The sequence below is a fragment of the Stenotrophomonas sp. genome (assembly GCF_032066555.1).
Classification (GTDB): Bacteria; Pseudomonadota; Gammaproteobacteria; order Xanthomonadales; family Xanthomonadaceae; genus Stenotrophomonas.
The window spans coordinates 380,754-399,477 of the sequence record NZ_DAMBKV010000001.1; the positions used below are offsets into that span (position 1 = coordinate 380,754).

The following is an 18,724-nucleotide window of genomic DNA, read 5'->3' on the forward strand; positions in this document are numbered from 1 at the left end:
CGCCTCAATCTTCCGCAGCTGCTGGAAATGCCTTGAGCGCAGCCCACACTATCGGCTTGGCCCATTCGGGCACCTGTGCAAACTCTTCCTGGCTGACCGGGCAGAGGATCCGCCCCCTATCCACTTCCAGGACCACCAAGGGTTCCACCAGGCCATCGGCATCGGGTGGCCGGCTGTTGTCGTAGACGTGCAATGTGGTCAGGTGTGGGAGTAGTTCAATCAGATTGATACGCGAGCTGTCGTAGCGCTGGCGGATCTTGTCCTCCGGTATGTCGTGGCCACCGGCAGCAACGCGCTCGGCAACACGTTGCAGATGCAGGTCTACGCTATCCAGGCCGCAGAACCAGACGGTTACTTCATGCTGCTCGCAGGCTTCGCGCAACAACCGGGGAATGGTGCTGGCGCCGAGTGTGGTTTCGAAGGCGTAGTCGCGATTGGATTGCATCGCATCGCGCAGGCGTCGGGTGCCTTCCTGCCACGCGCAGGCGTTGGCTTCCGCCAGTGGCCAGTCGCGTTCGACCAGTTGCCGGGTAAAGGCGTCCGGGTTGAACCAGGTGGCACCGTCGTGCGCCAGCATCATGCCCAGCAGCGAACTCTTGCCGGCGCCATTGACGCCGGCCAATACCAGGATGCGCGCCATCGGTCAGCGCGATTTGCCAGGGATGATTTTCAGGCCGCGACGTGCCGGGCGGCTCAAGGCCTTGTCCAAGGCCTTGCCGTCATCAAGCACAGCAAGATGGGCATCAAATTCGGCCTGCAACTGCTTGAGCGACTGTGCGCGTTGTGCCGCCTCGGTGACGCCGGCAGCTTGGGTGACCAGGCGCTGGTATTCCTCGGCGGAAACCACCACCGCCTGCGGATGGTTGTGGTTGGTAACCACCACGGCACCAAGCCTGGCGACCTTGCGCATCAGGTCCGGCCAGCCTTTTGCCTTGACGTCGCTGGCGGGCGTCTTTTCCAGATCCAACAGATTCAGGGACAGGTCCATGGCGGCATCCAGTTGTATGGGTGGAAAATATACCAAATTTCCCATTTTTGGTAATTTTACCTCTACCGGTTCACCTGTCGTTGGCCGGCTGCTCCAGAACGCAAAACGCCCGGTGCTGGGTGCACCGGGCGTTGTTTACCTGCGTTGCGCGGTGAAGCGCGTCAGTTGAGCCGCAGATCAGGCGCCGCGCGGACCGCGGTTGCCACCACCGGGACGACCGCCACCCGGACGACCTGCGCCGCCGGGACGGTTACCGCCCGGACGCGGACCACCCGAGGGGCGGCCGCCGGGACCGCCAGGGCCGCGGTTGCCACCACTCGGGCGGCCGCCGGCCGGGCGTGCGCCGTACGGGCTGTAGCTCGGGGTGGCGTGATCGGAGGGGAAGCTCGGTGCATTGCCCGGATGGCCGTAGGGATGCTTGCGCTGACCCTGGCCTGCGCCCTGACCGCCTGCGCCCTGCGGACGACCCTGGCCGGGGCCGCCGCGGCTGGCACCCGGGGCACCGCCCGGACGCGGCTTGCCGTAGGGGCGGGCCTGACCATCGGCGGCCGGACCGCGACCGGGACCACGATTGCCGCCCGGGCCGCGTGCTGCGCCCGGACCTGCATTGCGGTGGCCGCTCGGACCGGTGCTGACACCGTCCGGCACATACCAGGTGCGGAACGCGGCCGGGTTGCCGTCCGGCAGGCTGCGGTCACCGGCGGGCTTGCGCTGCTTGAACGGCTTCTGCGACTGCTTGGCAGCAGCTTCGCCGCTGACCGTCAGGCCGCCCTTGAAGCCGCCGCCGCTCTTGCCGCCGCGGCCACGGCCGCCACGGTCTTCGCGTACGTTGTCGAAGCGGCGCAGTTCGCGGCCTTCATCGGCGCTGTTGTGGCCGTTGACGTAGGCGTTGCCGCGGCCGCCTTCGCGCGAGACGCGCAGGGTGGTCTTGGCAGCCTTGCGCTGGCCGATCACCGGCTGCAGGGTCAGGGCCGAAGGCGTGCCTTCTTCCAGCTTGAGCTGGGCGCGCAACGCGTCAACCTGCTGGGTGCTCAATTCGGAGGACTGGCCGCGCAGCAACTCGCGCGGCAGTTCGATCTTGCCGTAGCGGGTACGCTTCAGGCGGCTGACCTGGCAGCCCTGCGATTCCCACAGGCGGCGCACTTCGCGATTGCGGCCTTCCTTGACGACCACGCGGAACCAGTCATGCGAATCGGTGCCGCCAATGCGCTCGATCTCGTCGAACTTCGCGCCGCCGTCTTCCAGCAGCACGCCGCGGCCAAGGCGCTCGATGATGGCGTCGGAGACCTTCTCCTCGCCTTCCGGCGCGCGCACGCGCACCACGTACTCGCGCTCGACCTCGAACGACGGGTGCATCATCGCGTTGGCGAGCTCGCCGTCGGTGGTAGCCAGCAGCAGGCCGGTGGTGTTGATGTCGAGACGGCCGATCGCGATCCAGCGTGCGCCCTTCAACGGCGGCAGCGCTTCGAATACGGTCGGGCGACCTTCGGGGTCGTCACGCGTGGTGACTTCGCCTTCAGGCTTGTTGTAGATCAGCACGCGCGACGGGTCGGTCAGCGCGCTGGCGACGAAGCTGCGACCGTCAAGGTCGATCTTGTCGCCGCTCTTGATCGACATGCCGGTCTGTGCGACTTCGCCGTTGACCTTGACCAGGCCGTCGGCGATGCGCTGTTCCAGTGCGCGGCGCGAGCCCAGGCCGGCCTGTGCCAGCACCTTGTGCAGGCGCTCTTCGAGCTTGGGCTGTTGTTCGGTGGCGGCTTCACGCTTGAGCGAGAGCTTGTTCAACGAAGGTTTACGGGGGGTGTCACTCATCTGTTTGGCTCCGGCCGGCGTTTTCCGCGTCGGCCTCTGGTTCGGAATCGGCTACGTCAACAGCCACGGTCGTCGTCGCGACGGCGTTGTTTTCAGTTTGTTCCACTTCCGCCGCGCGCTCTCCCGGCGCGGCGTCGGGTTCGCCGGTGAGGGCGGTATGGGGTGTGGTTGCGCCCGAATCCTTGGATTCGGATGCGGGTATCGGATCGCTGTCGTTGGCGGCATCCAGGCCTTGCGGCGCGGCGGCGGCTGCGGTCAGCGGGGCTGCGGGTTGGCCGTCGCCATCCAGCGGCAATTGCGGTTCCAGCTCGCCGATATCGCGCAGTTCGGACAGCGGCGGCAGTTCGTCCAGGCGCTTGAGCCCGAAATAATCCAGGAAGCCCTTGGTGGTGCCGAACAGCGCCGGCTTGCCCGGGACGTCGCGGTGGCCGATGACCCGGATCCACTCGCGTTCTTCCAGTGCCTGGATGATGTTGCTGCTCACCGCCACGCCGCGTACCTGTTCAATCTCGCCGCGGGTGATGGGCTGGCGGTAGGCGATCAGGGCCAGGGTTTCCAGGGTGGCGCGGGTGTAGCGGGTCTTGCGCTCGGTCCACAGCCGGGACACCCAGCCATGCACCTCGCTGGTGATCTGGTAGCGGTAGCCCGAGGCCACTTCGACCAGTTCCACCCCGCGCCCGGCACAGCCTTCGCGCAGCAGTTCCAGTGCCCGTTCGATGCTGCCCGGCGGCGCCGGTTCATCCTCGGGAAACAGGCCCTGCAGCTGCGCCAAGGTCACCGGCTGGCTGGAGGCAAGCAGGGCACCTTCGACAATACGGTTGATCAGCGGTTGATCCATGCGTTGGGTCGGTTGCTCAGGCGGGGGTATCAGCGTCATCGAACTCGCTGGAAAACTGCAGCGGTGCGTTGGTGTTGCCAGTGGCCAGGGACTTCACGTAAATCGGGGCGAGCGGGGCTTCCTGCACGAGATCCAGCAGTTGTTCCTTGGCCAGCTCCAGAATCGCGAGGAAGGTGACCAGGACGCCGAGCTTGCCCTCCTCTGCGGTGAACAGGCTTTCAAAGCGATAAAACCGGTCGCCTTCCAGCAGGCCGAGCACATCGCCCATGCGTTGCCGCACGCTCAATGCCTCGCGCTTGATCGCGTGGCCGCTGAAGAGCTCGGCGCGCTTGAGTACGTCGTGCAGCGCCAACAGCATTTCCTTCAGTTCCACCGGCGGCGGCGTCTTGACCAGCACCCGCTCCGGCACGAAGGCGTGCGCCAGGCTGGTGTCGCGGTCCTGCCGCGGCAGGGCGTCGATATCCTCGGCGGCCTGCTTGAAACGTTCGTACTCCTGCAGGCGGCGCACCAGCTCGGCGCGCGGGTCTGCTTCCTCGCCTTCAATGCTGGGTGGGCGCGGCAGCAACATCCGCGACTTCACTTCAGCAAGGATGGCTGCCATCACCAGGTATTCGGCCGCCAGCTCGAAGCGCAGCTCCTGCATGACGTTGATGTATTCCACGTACTGCTTGGTGATCTCGGCGACCGGGATATCCAGGATGTCCAGGTTCTGCCGGCGGATCAGGTAGAGCAATAGATCCAGCGGGCCCTCGAAGGCGTCGAGGATGACTTCCAGTGCATCCGGCGGGATGTACAGATCCTGGGGGATCTGCAGTACCGGCTGGCCATGCACCATCGCCAGCGGCATTTCCTGCTGCTGAGGTAGGGGATGCGGCGCTGGCGGGTTCGCGTCGTGCGCGAGTTCGGAAGTCATCAGGTCGACATTCGGGGTATTGCGAGCTGGACGCGCCCGGGTTCCCGCCCGGAAGGGTTCCAGCACCTGTATAGCGAGCTACTCGCGCTTGTTCGGCGCGCTTCCACACATGAACAACAAGGCGCGCCGCAGGATCAGCGGCAACGTCATAACGAGGAGGTCGTCTACGCGGTCCGGGAAGTGATGTGCTTCGGTGGTTGGGTGGCAGGGTCTGGGCCCGCCACCGCACCGAGCGGCTACTGGCCGGCTGCGTGCAATGGACTAAAGAGTAATCGCCCGGGCAGGGCGGTGTCCAGCCTTGTGACGCTAGACTTGGCATCCTTCCATTCAGCAGACAAGCGGAGAAAGGCCAGTGTGGTACGTGATTGAAGGCTATGACGGAGAGGATGTGCTGGCTGCGCGGCTGCAGGCACGGGCGGCGCATCTGGCGCGGCTGCAGACATTGGTTGACCAGGGGCGGCTGCTTTTGGCTGGTCCTTGTCCTGCGATTGACGCCGAAGACCCGGGTCCGGCCGGTTTCAGCGGCAGCGTGGTGATTGCCAGCTTCGAGGACCTGGCGGCGGCGCGCGCCTGGGCGGATGCCGATCCCTATGTGGCTGCCGGGGTCTATCTGCGCGTGGATGTGCGCCCCTTCCGCAAGGTGCTGCCATGAACCGGGTCGAGCGGATCCGTGCGGCGTTGCAGGCCGCCCTGGCACCGCAGCAGCTGGAGGTTGAGGACGACAGCCACCGTCATGCCGGTCATGCCGGTGCCCGTGATGGGCGGGGGCACTTCAATGTCACGGTGGTCAGCGATGCCTTTGCCGGCAAGCTGCCGTTGGCACGCCACCGCGCGGTCTATGCTGCGCTCGGTGACATGATGGAGACCGACATCCACGCACTGTCGATCAAGGCGCTGACGCCGCAGGAGCGCGGGGGCGCCGGCTGAACGGCCAGGGGCGCTGCGGGGTGCCTGCCGAAGCCGGCAGGACAGCCGTTGTCCGGAAGCGTCAAATTGAACTAACGAACTGTTTACAAACGCGTTTGAAAACGTTTACAGTCCGCCCGACCCTGTACTGCGGAGGGTAGGCCAGTGGTGAAGTCGGCAATCACGATAAAGGATGTTGCCCGTGAGGCAAACGTCTCCGTCGCGACCGTGTCGCGCGCCCTCAATGGCCATGACAACGTCGCCGCACCGGTGCGCAAGCTGGTGCTGGAAGTGGCCAGCCGGCTGCGCTATACCCCGCATGCGGCCGCTCGCAGCCTCAGTAGCCGCACTACCCAGACAGTCGGTGTGGTACTTCCCGACCTCTACGGCGAGTTCTTTTCCGAGCTGATGCGCGGCATCGATGGCGTGGCCAGCGCCCATCGCCGGCATCTGCTGGTGTCCAGCTATCACGGCGACCAGCAACAACAAGGCTCGGTGCTACAGGCCATGCGTGGACGCGTTGATGGCCTGCTGGTCCTGTCGCCTTACGCAGGTGACTCCGATTTCCTGGTCGACAACCTGCCCCCTGCGCTGCCGACGGTGTTGATCAACACGCCGTTGGCCGAGGCGCAGTATCCGGTGTTCAGCATCGACGACCATGCCGGCGCACTGAGCATGACCCGGTATCTGTTGGAAACCGGCCATCGCCGCATCGCTTTCATTGCCGGGCCCGTACACAACCACGATGCGCAGCAGCGCCTGCTTGGTTTCCGTGAGGCGATGGCGGCTTTCGATGGCGAGGTGGAGGCCATCGAACTGCCCGGCAATTTCGACGAAGCCTCCGGGCATCAGGCCGGATTGGCGCTGTTGGCAGCCCCGGCACTGCCCGATGCGGTGTTTGCCGCCAACGACATGATGGCCCTGGGTTGCCTGTACGCGTTCTCGCAGGCAGGCGTAAACGTGCCCGCACAAGTGGCGCTGGCAGGCTTTGATGACATACCCCTGGCGCGTTTTGTTCACCCCGCGTTGACAACGATGCAGGTCAGCATCGCCGAGTTGGGCGAGCGGGCGATGCTGCACCTGGTGCAGATGATCGATAGCGGGCAGGCGCAGACAGTGCCAGCCGTAACCCTGGTCCCAACCTTGGTCGTACGCGACTCCACTGCCGTGTGCGACCTTCCTTGACCCGGCGATAGACCGGGACGGTTCCCCACAAAAACGTTCCTTGCGGCCTATGCCGCCGCTTCGGGAGAGGTAAAGAATGAACAACAATGCTCGCAAACCCACCCCCGCACGCAAGCTGCTCAGCAGCGCGCTGACTGCCTGCCTGCTGCTGGGCGCTGCACCCGCATTCGCGCAGAGCACCGGTGCCACCATCCGTGGCCAGGTCATGGCTGACTCGGCCCCCGCCGCACAGGCACAGATCACTGCGACCAACATCGCTACCGGCTTGAGCCGCAGCGTGCAGAGCAGTGGCAATGGCAGCTACTCGCTGGCCGGCCTGCCGCCGGGTACCTACAAGGTCGACGTCAATGCCGGCGGCAAGAGCAGCAGCCAGAACATCACCGTGCAGGTCGGGCAGACCGCGACGGTCAACCTGGGCGTGGGCGGCGTCGCCGAAACCGGTGGCGGGGCGGCAACCACGCTGGATGCGGTGCAGGTAACCGCGCAGGCACCGATCGAGACCAAGACCTCGGAAATCGCCACTTACATCACGCCGCAGCAGATCCAGGCGCTGCCGCAGGGCACGCGCAACTTCCTGGCGTTCGCCGACACCGTGCCGGGCATGGCGTTCGAGCAGAACCCTGCCAACGGTTCGACCAAGTTGCGTGGTGGCGTGCAGAGCGCCAACAACGTCAACGTCTACATCGATGGCGTCGGACAGAAGAACTACGTCACCCAGGGCGGTATCACCGGTCAGGATGCCAGCCGCGGTAATCCGTTCCCGCAGCTGGCCATCGGCGAGTACAAGGTCATCACCTCGAACTACAAGGCCGAGTACGACCAGATCAGTTCGGCGGCGGTGACCGCGGTGACCAAGTCCGGTACCAATGAGTTCAAGGGCTCGTTCTTCTGGGACTACACCAACCAGGCTTGGCGCGAGCCGCGCGAGAGCGAGAAGAACGGCGTCGGCAAGACCCGTTCCGGTGAAAAACAGTACGGTGCCAGCTTCGGTGGCCCCATCGTGCAGGACAAGGCGCACTTTTTCGTCACCTATGAGGCCAAGGAATACAACGCGCCGCAGGATCTGAAGCCCGGTGAGGGCCGTTCGCCCGGCGATCTGCCGCAGGCCTGGCGTGACCAGCTTGGTGCCACCGCAACGCCGTTCAAGGAAGACCTGTACTTCGGCAAGCTGGATTGGTCGGTGAACGATGCCAACCTGCTCGAATTCACCTACAAGCGCCGCGAGGAAAGCGAGATCGGCAACGTGGGTGGGCAGAGTGCACGCAGCTACGGCACCGATACCGGCGTAACCGAGGATCGCTACGACCTGCGCTGGCAGTACTCCAGCACCAACTGGCTCAGCGATTCGCACCTCACCTATGAAAAGGCGTTCTGGACCAAGGCACCGGTGAATTTCGGCAACGGTGCCGTGCTGACCGATGGCAGTGGCGATGACGGCAAGCAGATCTATCGCATCGGCGCCGGCGAAGGTGGCCTGCAGGACAAGGGCCAGAAGGGCTGGTCGTTCCAGAACGACACCACTTTCTTCGGTTGGGAAGGGCACACGCTGAAGTTCGGCGTGAAGTACAAGCAGGTCGATCTGGACACCATCGAACAGCAACCCTACAACCCGCAGTTCTACTACGACATCAACCAGGGCGGCGTCGTTCCGTACTTCGTGCGCTTTGGCAGTCCGGCCGGCGGCACCGATGGCGGCTCGGTCACTTCCAAGAACAAGCAGTTCGGCATCTACATCCAGGACGACTGGGATGTCACCGAGCGCCTGACCTTGAACCTCGGCCTGCGTTGGGATTATGAAAAGACTCCGTCGTACCTGGATTTCGCCACCGCGCCGGATGTGCTGGCCTCGTTGGCGAGCCAGGACCCCAATGCCGCAGCCGGGCAGACTTACGCGCAGACGCTTGCGCTGGGCGGTATCGACGTCAACCGTTACATCAGCACCGGAAACAACCGCAAGCCGTTCAAGAACGCCATCCAGCCGCGCCTTGGTTTCTCCTATGACCTGAGTGGTGATGAGCGCCTGGTGCTGTTCGGCGGCGTCGGTCGTTCCTATGACCGTAACCTGTTCGATTACCTGCAGCTGGAGCGCAGCAAGGCAACCTTCCCGACCCGTCGTTTCAAGATCAACTCGCCGGGTCATGCCTGCGTGGTAGGCGGTGACTGCCTGGAGTGGAGCCCACAGCTGCTTGACCGCGATTACCTGATGTCGTTGATCGATTCGACCGAGGCCGGTCGCGAAGTGTGGATGTTCGACAACAAGTTGAAGACGCCGTACTCCGACCAGTTCAGCCTGGGCATCCGCAGCAGCTTCAACATGATCGGGCAGGACTGGAACAGCTCGGCCACCCTCCAGCACACCCGGTACAAGGATGGCCTGCTGATCTCGCGTGGCAATCGCTATGCAGATGGTGCTGCCTATGGTCCCAATGGGAGCCCCTGGAGTGCCCCCGGCCTGCCGGGCCTCGGCTCGCTGATCGTGGCGACCAATGGCTTCGAATCGAAGAACACCGCATTGCTGCTGAGCCTGGACAAGCCGTATACGGCTGAAAGTCCGTGGAACATCAACCTTGCCTACACCTATACCGATGCCAAGCAGAACATCCACGAAAAGGATCCGGTCTACGGCTGGTACTTCCAGCAGGGTGGCTGGTTCGACGGCGCCTGGGCACCGAAGCACCGCTTGGTGGTCAGCGGCTTCACCGATCTGCCGTGGGGCATGAGTGCGTCCGGCAAGCTGACCCTGGCCAGCAAGATCAAGCGCTGGGATATCGACGGTACCGCGGCCTATGGCGGCTACGAGCGCCCGCACAGCTGGGAGGCGAGCGGCAGCGCGTTCAAGCAGTTCGACATGTCGCTGACCAAAACCTGGGATACCGGCACCGACCTGAAGCTCAAGGTCCGTGCCGATGTCATCAACGTCTTCAACTGGACCAACTGGGGTGGTTACGGCATCAACTGGAACAATGGCGTGGTCAACAGCTGGGATCAGTACGCGACCCGCACCTTCAAGCTGTCGTTTGGCCTGGACTGGTAAGCGTCATCGTCCCGGCTGGCACATGCTTGGCCGGGACGTTTCCTATATGCAGCAAGCCTTCGCCACGTGAACGTGGTGCAATGTTTTCAAGATGGATGTCGCCTTGAGCAAGTCACGTACCCCGCAATTGTTGGCCTGTGTTCTCGCCGGTATCGGGCTGGCGTTGTTGGGAGGCTGTGGCAAGGCGCCGGAGCCGCCGATGCCCAAGGTATTGCCGCAGGTGATCCTGATCGAGGCGGATCTGCCGCCGCGGCCGATGAAACCGGAACTGCCGCCGTTGTTCGACGACATCGAGCGCCGTACCTTCCAGTTTTTCTGGGACACCACCAACGAACAGAACGGGCTGACGCCGGACCGTTATCCGTCGCGGCCGTTCGCCAGCATCGCTTCGGTGGGATTTGCGTTGACCTCGTATCCGATCGGCATCGAGAACGGTTGGGTCAGTCGCAACCAGGCGGTGGAGCGCACCCTGGTGACGTTGAAGTTCTTCCGTGACCTGCCCAGTGGTCCGCAGCGCACCGGCAAGGGCGGCTACAAGGGTTTCTATTACCACTTCCTGGACATGCAGCAAGGCCGCCGCTATGACAGCTGGGTGGAGCTTTCCAGCGTGGATACCGCGCTGTTGCTGATGGGCGTGCTGTTTGCGCAGAGTTATTACGATCAGGACGATCCGCGCGAAAAGGAGATCCGGCAGATTGCCGACACGATCTACAAGCGCGTGGACTGGCAGTGGCTGCAACGCAACAAGCCCTTGGTGTCGATGGGCTGGTTCCCGGAAAGCGGTTTCATCCAGCACAACTGGATGGGCTACAACGAAGCGATGATGCTGTACGTGCTGGCCCTGGGTTCACCGACGCATCCGGTTGAGCCCGACGCATGGACGGTGTGGTCGCGTACCTATGACAACGATTGGGGGGTGTACCAAGGGCAGGAGTACCTGTCGTTCGGGCCACTGTTCGGCCACCAATACAGTCATGTCTGGATCGACTTCCGCGATATCCAGGACCCGTACATGCGCGAGCGCGGCATCGACTATTTCCTCAATAGTCGCCGCGCCACCCTGGCCCAGCGCGAGTACGCGATCGAGAACCCGATGCAGTGGAAGGATTACAGCGCCAATGTCTGGGGTCTGACCGCAGGTGATGGACCGCAGAACACCACCCAGGAGTACAAGGGCGAGCAGCGCCAGTTCCGCCATTACTCGGCGCGCGGCGCGGGCCTGCGCGAGAACTTCGACGATGGCACCATCGTGCCATCGGCAGCGATCTCCTCGTTGCCGTTCGCGCCGGAGGTCGTCATCCCGGCCACGGTGGAAATGCATAAGCGCTATGGCGACTACCTGTACTCCAGCTACGGTTTCCTGGATTCCTTCAATCCCAGCTTCGGTTACGACATTCCGCTCAAGACCGGGCGCCTGATTCCCGAGCGTGGTTGGGTGGCCAGCGACTACATCGCCATCGACCAAGGGCCGATCCTGGCCGGCATCGCCAACTACCGCGATGAGTTCGTATGGGAGGTGATGAAGAAGAATCCCTACATCCGCAAAGGCTTGGAACGGGCTGGCTTTACCGGCGGCTGGTTGGCGCCGGAGGACAGCTTCCAGCCGCTGCAGAAGGACGAACAGGCCGCATCTGCACGGGCCGCGGGTATTGCCGAGTCGCGCGCGGCGGCAGCGGCAGAACAGAAGGCCGCCAGCCAACAGCCGGCGGCGCCGATGGGCAAGAAGCAGTGAAGCGCAGGCAATGATCCGCGCGCTGTCACTGCTGTCACTGCTGGTGCTGGCAGGCTGCGCCAAGCCTGCACAGGAAACGACCTTGCGGTTCTGGGCGATGGGCCGCGAAGCGGAAGTGGTCGGCGAACTGGTGCGCGAGTTCGAGGCGGAGAATCCGGGAATCCGTGTTGATGTGCAGAACATTCCGTGGACCGCAGCGCACGAGAAGCTGTTGACGGCGTATGCGGCTGACGGACTTCCCGATGTCTGCCAGCTGGGCAATACCTGGATCGCCGAATTCGCGACCCTGCAGTCATTGACGCCGCTGCAGCCACTGGTCGATACCTCCACCGTCATCGATCAGTCCGACTACTTCGCCGGTATCTGGGACACCAATATCGTCGATGGTCAGCTGGTTGGTATCCCGTGGTACGTGGATACGCGCCTGCTGTTCTATCGCAAGGACCTGCTGCGCCAGGCCGGTTACACACAGCCACCGAAGACCTGGGCCGAATGGGAACAGGCGAACGCGGCGCTGAAGAAGATCATGGGCACGCGTGGCTATCCGGTGCTGATGCCCTTGAACGAATTCGAGCCACAACTGTCATTCGCGCTGCAGCAGGAGGATTCGCTGCTGCGCGATGGCGATACCCGCGGCAACTTCCGCAGTCCCGGTTTCCGCCGCACGCTGGCCTTCTACGACAACATGTTCGAGCAGGGCTGGGCGCCGAAGATGTCCGAGACCCAGATTTCCAACGTCTGGGATGAGTTCTTCCGTGGCTTCACCGCGTTCTATCTGTCGGGCCCGTGGAATATCCGCGAGTTCCGTCAGCGCCAGCCACCTGGCCTGGAAGGTGAGTGGGGCGCCACGCCGTTGCCTGGTCCTGACGGGCTTGGCGCGGGCATTGCCGGTGGCACCAGTCTGGTGGTGTTCCGTTCCTCGCAGAAGAAAGAGGCGGCGTGGAAGCTGATCGAGTTCCTGTCGCGGCCGGCGATCCAGCAGCGCTTCTACAAGATCATCGGTGACCTGCCGCCGCGCCGCAGCGCCTGGCAGTCGCCGGAGCTGCAGGATGATCCACTGACCGCCGCATTCGCCGACCAGCTGGAGCGCGTCAAACCCACACCCAAGGTTCTGGAGTGGGAGCGCATCGCCCAGCAGATGCGGGTGGTGACCGAGCAGGTGGTGCGTGGTGGTTTGCCGCAGGACAAGGCGGTCGAACAATTGGATCAGCAGGTGGACGACATCCTCGCCAAGCGCCGTTGGATCGTCGAGCAGCAGACCGATGCAGCCGCGAAGGCGGCACCATGAGGCGCGGCTCGCTGGCTGGCTGGATCTTTGCCGCACCGGCGCTGATCGTGATCGGTGTGTTCTTTGGTTTGCCCGTGTTGTCGGCGCTGGCCTTGAGCCTGACCGACTTCGATCTCTATGCCCTGGCTGACCCGCACAACCTGCGCTTCAATGGTCTGGGTAACTACATCGACCTGCTGCAGACACCGATGTTCTGGAAGTCGCTGGGCAATACCGCGTACTTCGTGGTGGCCGGGGTGCCCTTGTCGATAGCCGTTTCGCTGGGGGCGGCGCTGTTGCTCAATGCCCCGGCCGCGCGCTTCAAGGCGCTGTTCCGCACCGCATTGTTCGCGCCGGTGGTGACCACGCTGGTGGCGGTGGCGGTGATCTGGCGCTACCTGTTCCACACCCGCTACGGGCTGGTGAACTGGGGGCTGGGCCAGATGGGTATCAATCCGATCGATTGGCTGGGCGACCCGAACTGGGCGATGCCGACCATCATCGGCTTCGCGGTGTGGAAGAACTTCGGCTACAACATGGTGATCTTCCTGGCCGGCCTGCAGGCGATCCCGAAGGACCTGTACGAGGCGGCGCGCATCGACGGTGCCTCGCGCTGGCAGCAGTTCCTGCATATCACCCTGCCAATGCTGGGGCCGGTGCTGCTGGTGGTTGGTGTGATAACCGTGTCCGGTTACTTCCAGTTGTTCGCCGAGCCCTATGTGATGACCCGCGGGGACCCGCTGCAAAGCACGGTGAGCGTGCTGTATTTCATGTTCGAGGAAGGCTTCAAGTGGTGGAACCTTGGCCGGGCCTCGGCCGTGGCCTTCCTGTTGTTCCTGATCATCCTGGCGGTGACCACGTTGATGTTGCGCTTCGGTAAACGCAGGGAACTGGTATGAGCCGGGTAGGTACAAGCCGGGAGATCGGGCAGTCGCGTTGGCACGCGTGGTGGGTGAACGGCGGCCTGCTGCTGTTGGCTGTGATCAGCCTGGCACCCTTGGCGTGGATGCTGTCGGTGTCGTTCATGCCCAGCGGGCAGGCATCGCAGTTTCCGCCGCCGTTGCTGCCGGCGCACACCACGTTGGCCAACTACCAGGCGCTGTTCGCCCGCACTGGCATGGGCAACAACTTCGTCAACAGCCTGTTGGTGTCGATTGCAATCACCCTGGGGTCGCTGCTGTTCAATACCCTGGCCGGCTATGCCTTTGCCAAGCTGCGCTTTGCCGGCCGCGAGCGGCTGTTCCAGATGCTGCTGGCTGCGTTGGTCATCCCTGCGCAGGTAGCGATGCTGCCGTTGTTCCTGCTGATGAAGCAGATGGGCTTGGTGAACACCTTTGGTGGCGTGGTGGTTCCTGCACTGGCCAGCGTGTTCGGTATCTTCCTGGTGCGCCAGTACGCACGCTCGATTCCCGACGAACTGCTGGAAGCGGCGCGTATCGACGGTGCCAGCGAGGCGCGGATCTTCTTCCAGATCGTGCTGCCGATGCTCAAGCCAGTGCTGGTGACGCTGGCGATCTTCACCTTCATGGGGGCGTGGAACGATTTCATGTGGCCGCTGATCGTGCTGACCGACCAGGAGCACTACACCTTGCCGGTGGCGCTGGCCAGCCTGTCGCGCGAGCACATCATGGACGTGGAAATGATGATGGCCGGTGCCGTGGTGACGGTGCTGCCGGTGCTGTTGTTGTTCCTGGTGCTGCAGCGCTACTACATCCAGGGTCTGTTGCTGGGCAGCGTCAAGGGTTGATGCGGAACGAGCTGCCACCGGGCCGTAGCGCTGCACTTCCGTACGAAACATACCGCCGCGAATGGCGTTGATCTTTGCGAAAATCCGGCTGCTGTTGCCGGTGGTGAATCAGGATTCTGGTGATGAATATGCGTTACGCGTTCGGTCTGCTGTGTTTGCTACTGGCGTGGGTGCAACCGGCCAGCGCTGCCGTGTTGGCCAAGTTCGACGATATTGCTGCGTGGCAGCTGATCACCTCGCCGCAGGTCAGTGGCTCCTTGCGCCCGGTTGCCGGCAACAACGGCCGCGCGCTGTGCCTGGACTATGACTTCCATGAGGTTTCCGGCTACGTCGGTATCCGCCGTCCGCTGGATGTGACCTGGCCGGAAAATTACCAGCTGTCTTTCGACCTGCGCGGTGACTCGCCGGCCAACGACCTGCAGTTCAAGCTGGTCGATGCAAGTGGCGACAATGTCTGGTGGGTGAATCGGCCAGGTTTCACCTTCCCGAAGAACTGGACCCGCATCAGCTACCGCAAGCGACATATCGAGAAAGCCTGGGGGCCTGACCAGGACAAGACCCTGCGCCGCAGTGCGGCAGTGGAGTTCACCATCTACAGCAAGGTCGGCGGCCGCGGCACGGTCTGCTTTGACCAACTGACCCTGCAGCCGCTGCCGAAGGAAGACAACTCGGCATTGACCACCACGGTGATCGCCGATACCGCCACCGCCCTGCAGCAGCGCATCGCTGATGGCAAGCCCGATACGCTGTGGATCAGTGGCGGCGTAAAGCAGCAGACAGTCAGCCTGGACCTGGGCAAGGTGCGCGAGTTCGGCGGGGCGGTGGTGCAATGGGCACCGGGCCTGGAAGCGTCGCGCTACGTGGTGCGTTCGTCCACGGATGGCCGCGACTGGAAGACGCTGCGTGAAGTCACCAGCGGCAGCGGCGGCAGGGATTGGTTGGCATTGCCGGAAACCGAGGCGCGCTACCTGCGCTTCGATCTGGTTGATGGGCCGAACTGGCGTTATGGCATCCGCGATATCAGCCTCAAGCCTTTATCGTTTGCCAATACACCGAATGATTTCATCCGCTCTATCGCCGCTGATCTGCCGCGCGGTTCCTTGCCGCGTGGCTTCAGTGGGGAGCAGCCGTACTGGACCATTCTGGGCCTGGATGGCGGCCGCGAGCAGGCGCTGATCAGCGAGGACGGCGCACTGGAGGCGGTGAAGGGTGGCTTCAGCATCGAGCCGTTCGTCGTGCTCGATGGCAAGGTGCTCGGGTGGGCGGAGGTGAAGTCCAGCCAGAGTCTGCAGGACGGGTATCTGCCGATGCCGGCGGTGGCCTGGCAGCACGATCAATTTGGTTTGAACGTGAGCGGTTTCGTGCAGGGCCGGCCGGAGCAGGCGCAGCTGGTGGCGCGTTACGAGCTGCGCAATACGGACAAGGTCGCGCACGAGTACCGGTTGGCGCTGGCGGTGCGGCCGTTCCAGGTCAATCCACCCAGCCAGTTTCTCAACACGATCGGTGGCGTCAGTCGTATCGACAATCTGGCCGTGCGGACCGGGCAGATAAGCGTCAATGGCCAGCCGCGCGTGTATACCTCGCTTCCGGCAGATACGGGCTTTGCCAGCAGTTTCGACAGCAAGCTGGATGTCACCCATCTGGCTGACAAGAACTTGCCAACCACGCAGGAGGTTCGCGACGCCACCGGCTTGGCTTCGGGTGCTTTGGTCTACAACTGGAAACTGGAGCCGGGCCAGCGTCGCGAAGTAGTGCTGGTGCTGCCACAGACTGGCAGTTGGCAGATGCCGGCCAGGTTCGATGCCGACAAGGCGCAGCAACAGGTCGCTACGATGTGGCGGCAGAAGCTCGACCAGCTCAAGCTGCGCGTGCCCGAGGCGGGTCAGCCGTTGGCAAATACGCTGCGGACCGCGCTCGCCCATTTGCTGATCTCACGGGTTGGACCCAGCCTGCAGCCCGGTACACGTTCCTATGCGCGCAGCTGGATCCGCGATGGCGCGATGATTTCCGAAGGCCTGTTGCGGATGGGGCGCGCCGATGCGGTGCGCCAGTACGTGGATTGGTATGCGCCATATCAGTTCGAGAGCGGCATGGTGCCATGCTGCGTGGATGCACGCGGCAGCGACCCGGTGCCGGAGAACGACAGTCATGGCGAGCTGATCTACACCATTGCGGAGTACTGGCGGCACACTGGTGACGCAGCCTTCCTGCAGCAGATGTGGCCGCATGTGCAGAAGGCCTGGAACTACATGGAGCAGCTGCGGCTGAGCGAGCGTACCGAGGAGAACCGTGCGCGCAATGCCGGCTTCTACGGCATGATGCCGGCTTCAATCAGCCACGAAGGCTATTCGGCCAAGCCGGTGCATTCGTACTGGGACAACTTCTGGGCGCTGCGCGGTTACAAGGACGCAGCCGACATGGCCGCTGCTTTGGGTCTGGAAAGCGAAGCGCTGACCATGGCTGCGTCGCGTGACCAGTTCCGCCAGGACCTGGATGATTCACTGCGGGCGGCAATGGCGGCACACAAGATCGACTATCTGCCCGGCTCGGTGGAGCTGGGTGACTTCGACGCCACCTCCACCACGATCGCGTTGGCGCCAGGGGGGGAGCAGGGCAGGTTGCCGCAGCCCGCCCTGGACAATACCTTCGAGCGTTACTGGCAGAACTTCGTCGAACGCCGAGACGGCAAGCGGCAATGGAAGGACTACACGCCCTACGAGTGGCGCAACGTGAGCGCCTTCGTGCGCCTGGGCTGGCGTGCACGGGCCTGGGAAGCCACCGAGTTCTTCTTCAAGGACCGTGCGCCGCCGGCATGGAACCAGTGGGCCGAAGTGGTGTCATCGACGCCGCGCCAGCCGTTCTTTGTCGGTGACCTGCCGCATGCCTGGGTGGCTTCGGATTTCGTGCGTTCGGCATTGGATATGTTCGCGTACGAGCGTGATGTCGACGGCCCGATCGTGCTCGCTGCGGGCGTGCCCGCCAGCTGGCTGACCGGCAAGGGCATCGCCATAGAGGATTTGAATACCTCGCACGGGATGTTGAGCTACACGCTGCAGCGCAGTGACAAGCAGCTGACCTTGCAGGTGTCGGAAGGATTGCGCCTGCCAGCGGCTGGGCTGTTGCTGCAATGGCCTTATGAGGGCTCGCCTGGAGAGGCGACGATCAATGGCGAACCGGCACAGTGGCTGGGCAATGAGCTGCATGTCGGCAGCCTGCCTGCGAAAGTCGAGATCGAAATTCCCGCCGAGTTGCGTCGCAGTGAACGCAGCAAGCGTTGAGGAATAAAAACTGCGCCTCGAATACCGAGGCGCAGGCCAGTCGACGAGAGGGAGAGGAAGAACTTCCGTCGGGTCTGAAAAAAGAAACCAACACGCCCCCGTTGGCTTGCGGCCAAAGGTCGGGAGCAATGATGTGGTGCCGAGCCATGCTCGGCAGGGGCTTTCCGGGAAAATGCTTGTAGGAGCGGCGTAAGCCGCGAAGCTGATGCTGCGTGCAGATCACGCCTGGCACGGTACCCGCTTGCTGGTCGGAACCTGGGGAAGTGGATGCAGGTGGTTTCGATGCTGTCGGCTTCGCGGCTTACGCCGCTCCTACAAAAGAAGCTGCTTTGTGTCAGCCAGCGCGGGCCTGCTTGACGATGGCGGCGGCAGCGGCGGCGGACTTCTTCACTTCGTCCCATTGACCGTTGCGGATCCAGCTGTCCTGCACCATCCACGAGCCACCGATGCAGACCACGTTCTTCTGCGACAGGTAATCGCCTGCGGTGGCTTCGGTGATGCCGCCGGTGGGGCAGAGCTTAAGCTCCGGGATCGGACCGGCAACGCCCTTGATCATTGCCAGGCCACCGACGGCCGTGGCCGGGAACAGCTTGCAGATGCGGAAGCCGCGCGCGACCAGTTCCAGCAACTCGGTCGGCGAGGCCGCGCCTGGAACCACCGGCAACGGCGCGGCAGCCAAGGCGTCGGCCATGTGCGCGGGCGTACCCGGGGTGACGATGAAATCAGCACCGGCGTCGATCGAGCGCTGCATCTGCTCGACGGTCAATACAGTACCTGCGCCAACCACCACATCCGGCAGTTCGCGCTTGAGCATGGCCAGCGCTTCCATTGCTACCGGCGTGCGCAGGGTCAGTTCAATCGCGGGCAGGCCGCCTTCGAGCAGGGCGGCGCTGACCGCGCGCGCCTGGTCGAGGGTGTGCACGGTAACGACTGGCAGGATGCCGGCGGCGCTCAAGAGCTGCTCGGCGCGGTCCTGGTATTGGGCGATGTTCATGGAGTCCTCTTTGATAAAAGTCTTCGCGAA

At 63.6% G+C, this 18,724-nt stretch carries 15 protein-coding genes; 9 read left to right on the forward strand and 6 right to left on the reverse strand.

Annotation, left to right across the window (positions count from 1 at the left end; all coding sequences use genetic code 11):
* Nucleotides 1–4: 4 nt before the first annotated feature.
* The 5 genes from RT131_RS01755 to RT131_RS01775 form a co-directional block, all read right to left on the reverse strand.
* Nucleotides 5–640: a hypothetical protein gene (locus RT131_RS01755; protein ID WP_313169703.1), complete on the reverse strand. Its 636-nt coding sequence runs from the start codon at nt 638–640 to the stop codon at nt 5–7.
* Between the two features lie 3 nt (nt 641–643).
* Complete coding sequence (locus RT131_RS01760) at nt 644–988, reverse strand: type II toxin-antitoxin system prevent-host-death family antitoxin (RefSeq protein ID WP_313169705.1); 345 nt, start codon at nt 986–988, stop codon at nt 644–646.
* Nucleotides 989–1,165: 177 nt separating this feature from the next.
* Nucleotides 1,166–2,800, reverse strand: a complete 1,635-nt coding sequence (locus RT131_RS01765) for a pseudouridine synthase (protein ID WP_313169707.1) — start codon at nt 2,798–2,800, stop codon at nt 1,166–1,168.
* Nucleotides 2,793–3,638, reverse strand: coding sequence for an SMC-Scp complex subunit ScpB (gene scpB / locus RT131_RS01770; protein ID WP_313169709.1), 846 nt, complete (start codon nt 3,636–3,638; stop codon nt 2,793–2,795). The genes RT131_RS01765 and scpB overlap by 8 nt, the downstream gene beginning before the upstream one ends.
* 16 nt (nt 3,639–3,654) lie before the next feature.
* Nucleotides 3,655–4,551, reverse strand: a complete 897-nt coding sequence (locus RT131_RS01775) for a ScpA family protein (RefSeq protein WP_313169711.1) — start codon at nt 4,549–4,551, stop codon at nt 3,655–3,657.
* A gap of 352 nt (nt 4,552–4,903) precedes the next feature.
* Here RT131_RS01775 and RT131_RS01780 point away from each other — a divergent pair, with 352 nt between their 5' ends.
* The 9 genes from RT131_RS01780 (at nt 4,904) to RT131_RS01820 (ending at nt 17,700) form a co-directional block, all read left to right on the forward strand.
* The gene (locus RT131_RS01780) at nt 4,904–5,203 is read left to right on the forward strand and encodes a YciI family protein (protein ID WP_313169713.1); all 300 of its coding nucleotides are present in this window, start codon (nt 4,904–4,906) and stop codon (nt 5,201–5,203) included.
* Nucleotides 5,200–5,478, forward strand: a complete 279-nt coding sequence (locus RT131_RS01785) for a BolA family protein (RefSeq protein WP_313169715.1) — start codon at nt 5,200–5,202, stop codon at nt 5,476–5,478. The genes RT131_RS01780 and RT131_RS01785 overlap by 4 nt, the downstream gene beginning before the upstream one ends.
* Nucleotides 5,479–5,622: 144 nt before the next feature.
* Nucleotides 5,623–6,642 carry a LacI family DNA-binding transcriptional regulator gene (locus RT131_RS01790; RefSeq protein ID WP_313169717.1) on the forward strand — a complete coding sequence of 340 codons (1,020 nt, stop codon included), beginning with the start codon at nt 5,623–5,625 and terminating at the stop codon, nt 6,640–6,642.
* Between the two features lie 76 nt (nt 6,643–6,718).
* Complete coding sequence (locus RT131_RS01795; protein ID WP_313169719.1) at nt 6,719–9,676, forward strand: TonB-dependent receptor; 2,958 nt, start codon at nt 6,719–6,721, stop codon at nt 9,674–9,676.
* A gap of 199 nt (nt 9,677–9,875) precedes the next feature.
* Nucleotides 9,876–11,408 carry a glucoamylase family protein gene (locus RT131_RS01800; RefSeq protein WP_313170207.1) on the forward strand — a complete coding sequence of 511 codons (1,533 nt, stop codon included), beginning with the start codon at nt 9,876–9,878 and terminating at the stop codon, nt 11,406–11,408.
* A 10-nt stretch (nt 11,409–11,418) separates the two neighbouring features.
* Nucleotides 11,419–12,696, forward strand: coding sequence for a sugar ABC transporter substrate-binding protein (locus RT131_RS01805; RefSeq protein ID WP_313169721.1), 1,278 nt, complete (start codon nt 11,419–11,421; stop codon nt 12,694–12,696).
* Entirely contained in the window at nt 12,693–13,574 is an 882-nt protein-coding gene (locus tag RT131_RS01810) for a sugar ABC transporter permease (protein WP_313169722.1), read from the forward strand. The genes RT131_RS01805 and RT131_RS01810 overlap by 4 nt, the downstream gene beginning before the upstream one ends.
* Nucleotides 13,571–14,422, forward strand: coding sequence for a carbohydrate ABC transporter permease (locus tag RT131_RS01815; RefSeq protein WP_313169724.1), 852 nt, complete (start codon nt 13,571–13,573; stop codon nt 14,420–14,422). Before RT131_RS01810 ends, RT131_RS01815 begins: the two co-directional genes overlap by 4 nt.
* 128 nt (nt 14,423–14,550) lie before the next feature.
* Entirely contained in the window at nt 14,551–17,700 is a 3,150-nt protein-coding gene (locus RT131_RS01820; protein ID WP_313170209.1) for a discoidin domain-containing protein, read from the forward strand.
* Between the two features lie 334 nt (nt 17,701–18,034).
* Here the strand turns inward: RT131_RS01820 and eda are convergent, their stop codons facing one another.
* Nucleotides 18,035–18,694: a bifunctional 4-hydroxy-2-oxoglutarate aldolase/2-dehydro-3-deoxy-phosphogluconate aldolase gene (eda, locus tag RT131_RS01825; RefSeq protein WP_296250452.1), complete on the reverse strand. Its 660-nt coding sequence runs from the start codon at nt 18,692–18,694 to the stop codon at nt 18,035–18,037.
* Nucleotides 18,695–18,724 lie beyond the last annotated feature (30 nt).

Coding starts and splice junctions, on each gene's coding strand:
- scpB (WP_313169709.1), bottom strand. CDS start 3,638: ATGGATCAACCGCTGATCAACCGTATTGTCGAAGGTGCCCTGCTTGCC.
- RT131_RS01800 (WP_313170207.1), top strand. CDS start 9,876: ATGCCCAAGGTATTGCCGCAGGTGATCCTGATCGAGGCGGATCTGCCG.
- RT131_RS01815 (WP_313169724.1), top strand. CDS start 13,571: ATGAGCCGGGTAGGTACAAGCCGGGAGATCGGGCAGTCGCGTTGGCAC.
- eda (WP_296250452.1), bottom strand. CDS start 18,694: ATGAACATCGCCCAATACCAGGACCGCGCCGAGCAGCTCTTGAGCGCC.
- RT131_RS01775 (WP_313169711.1), bottom strand. CDS start 4,551: ATGACTTCCGAACTCGCGCACGACGCGAACCCGCCAGCGCCGCATCCC.
- RT131_RS01820 (WP_313170209.1), top strand. CDS start 14,551: ATGCGTTACGCGTTCGGTCTGCTGTGTTTGCTACTGGCGTGGGTGCAA.
- RT131_RS01755 (WP_313169703.1), bottom strand. CDS start 640: ATGGCGCGCATCCTGGTATTGGCCGGCGTCAATGGCGCCGGCAAGAGT.
- RT131_RS01810 (WP_313169722.1), top strand. CDS start 12,693: ATGAGGCGCGGCTCGCTGGCTGGCTGGATCTTTGCCGCACCGGCGCTG.
- RT131_RS01765 (WP_313169707.1), bottom strand. CDS start 2,800: ATGAGTGACACCCCCCGTAAACCTTCGTTGAACAAGCTCTCGCTCAAG.
- RT131_RS01785 (WP_313169715.1), top strand. CDS start 5,200: ATGAACCGGGTCGAGCGGATCCGTGCGGCGTTGCAGGCCGCCCTGGCA.
- RT131_RS01805 (WP_313169721.1), top strand. CDS start 11,419: ATGATCCGCGCGCTGTCACTGCTGTCACTGCTGGTGCTGGCAGGCTGC.
- RT131_RS01795 (WP_313169719.1), top strand. CDS start 6,719: ATGAACAACAATGCTCGCAAACCCACCCCCGCACGCAAGCTGCTCAGC.
- RT131_RS01760 (WP_313169705.1), bottom strand. CDS start 988: ATGGACCTGTCCCTGAATCTGTTGGATCTGGAAAAGACGCCCGCCAGC.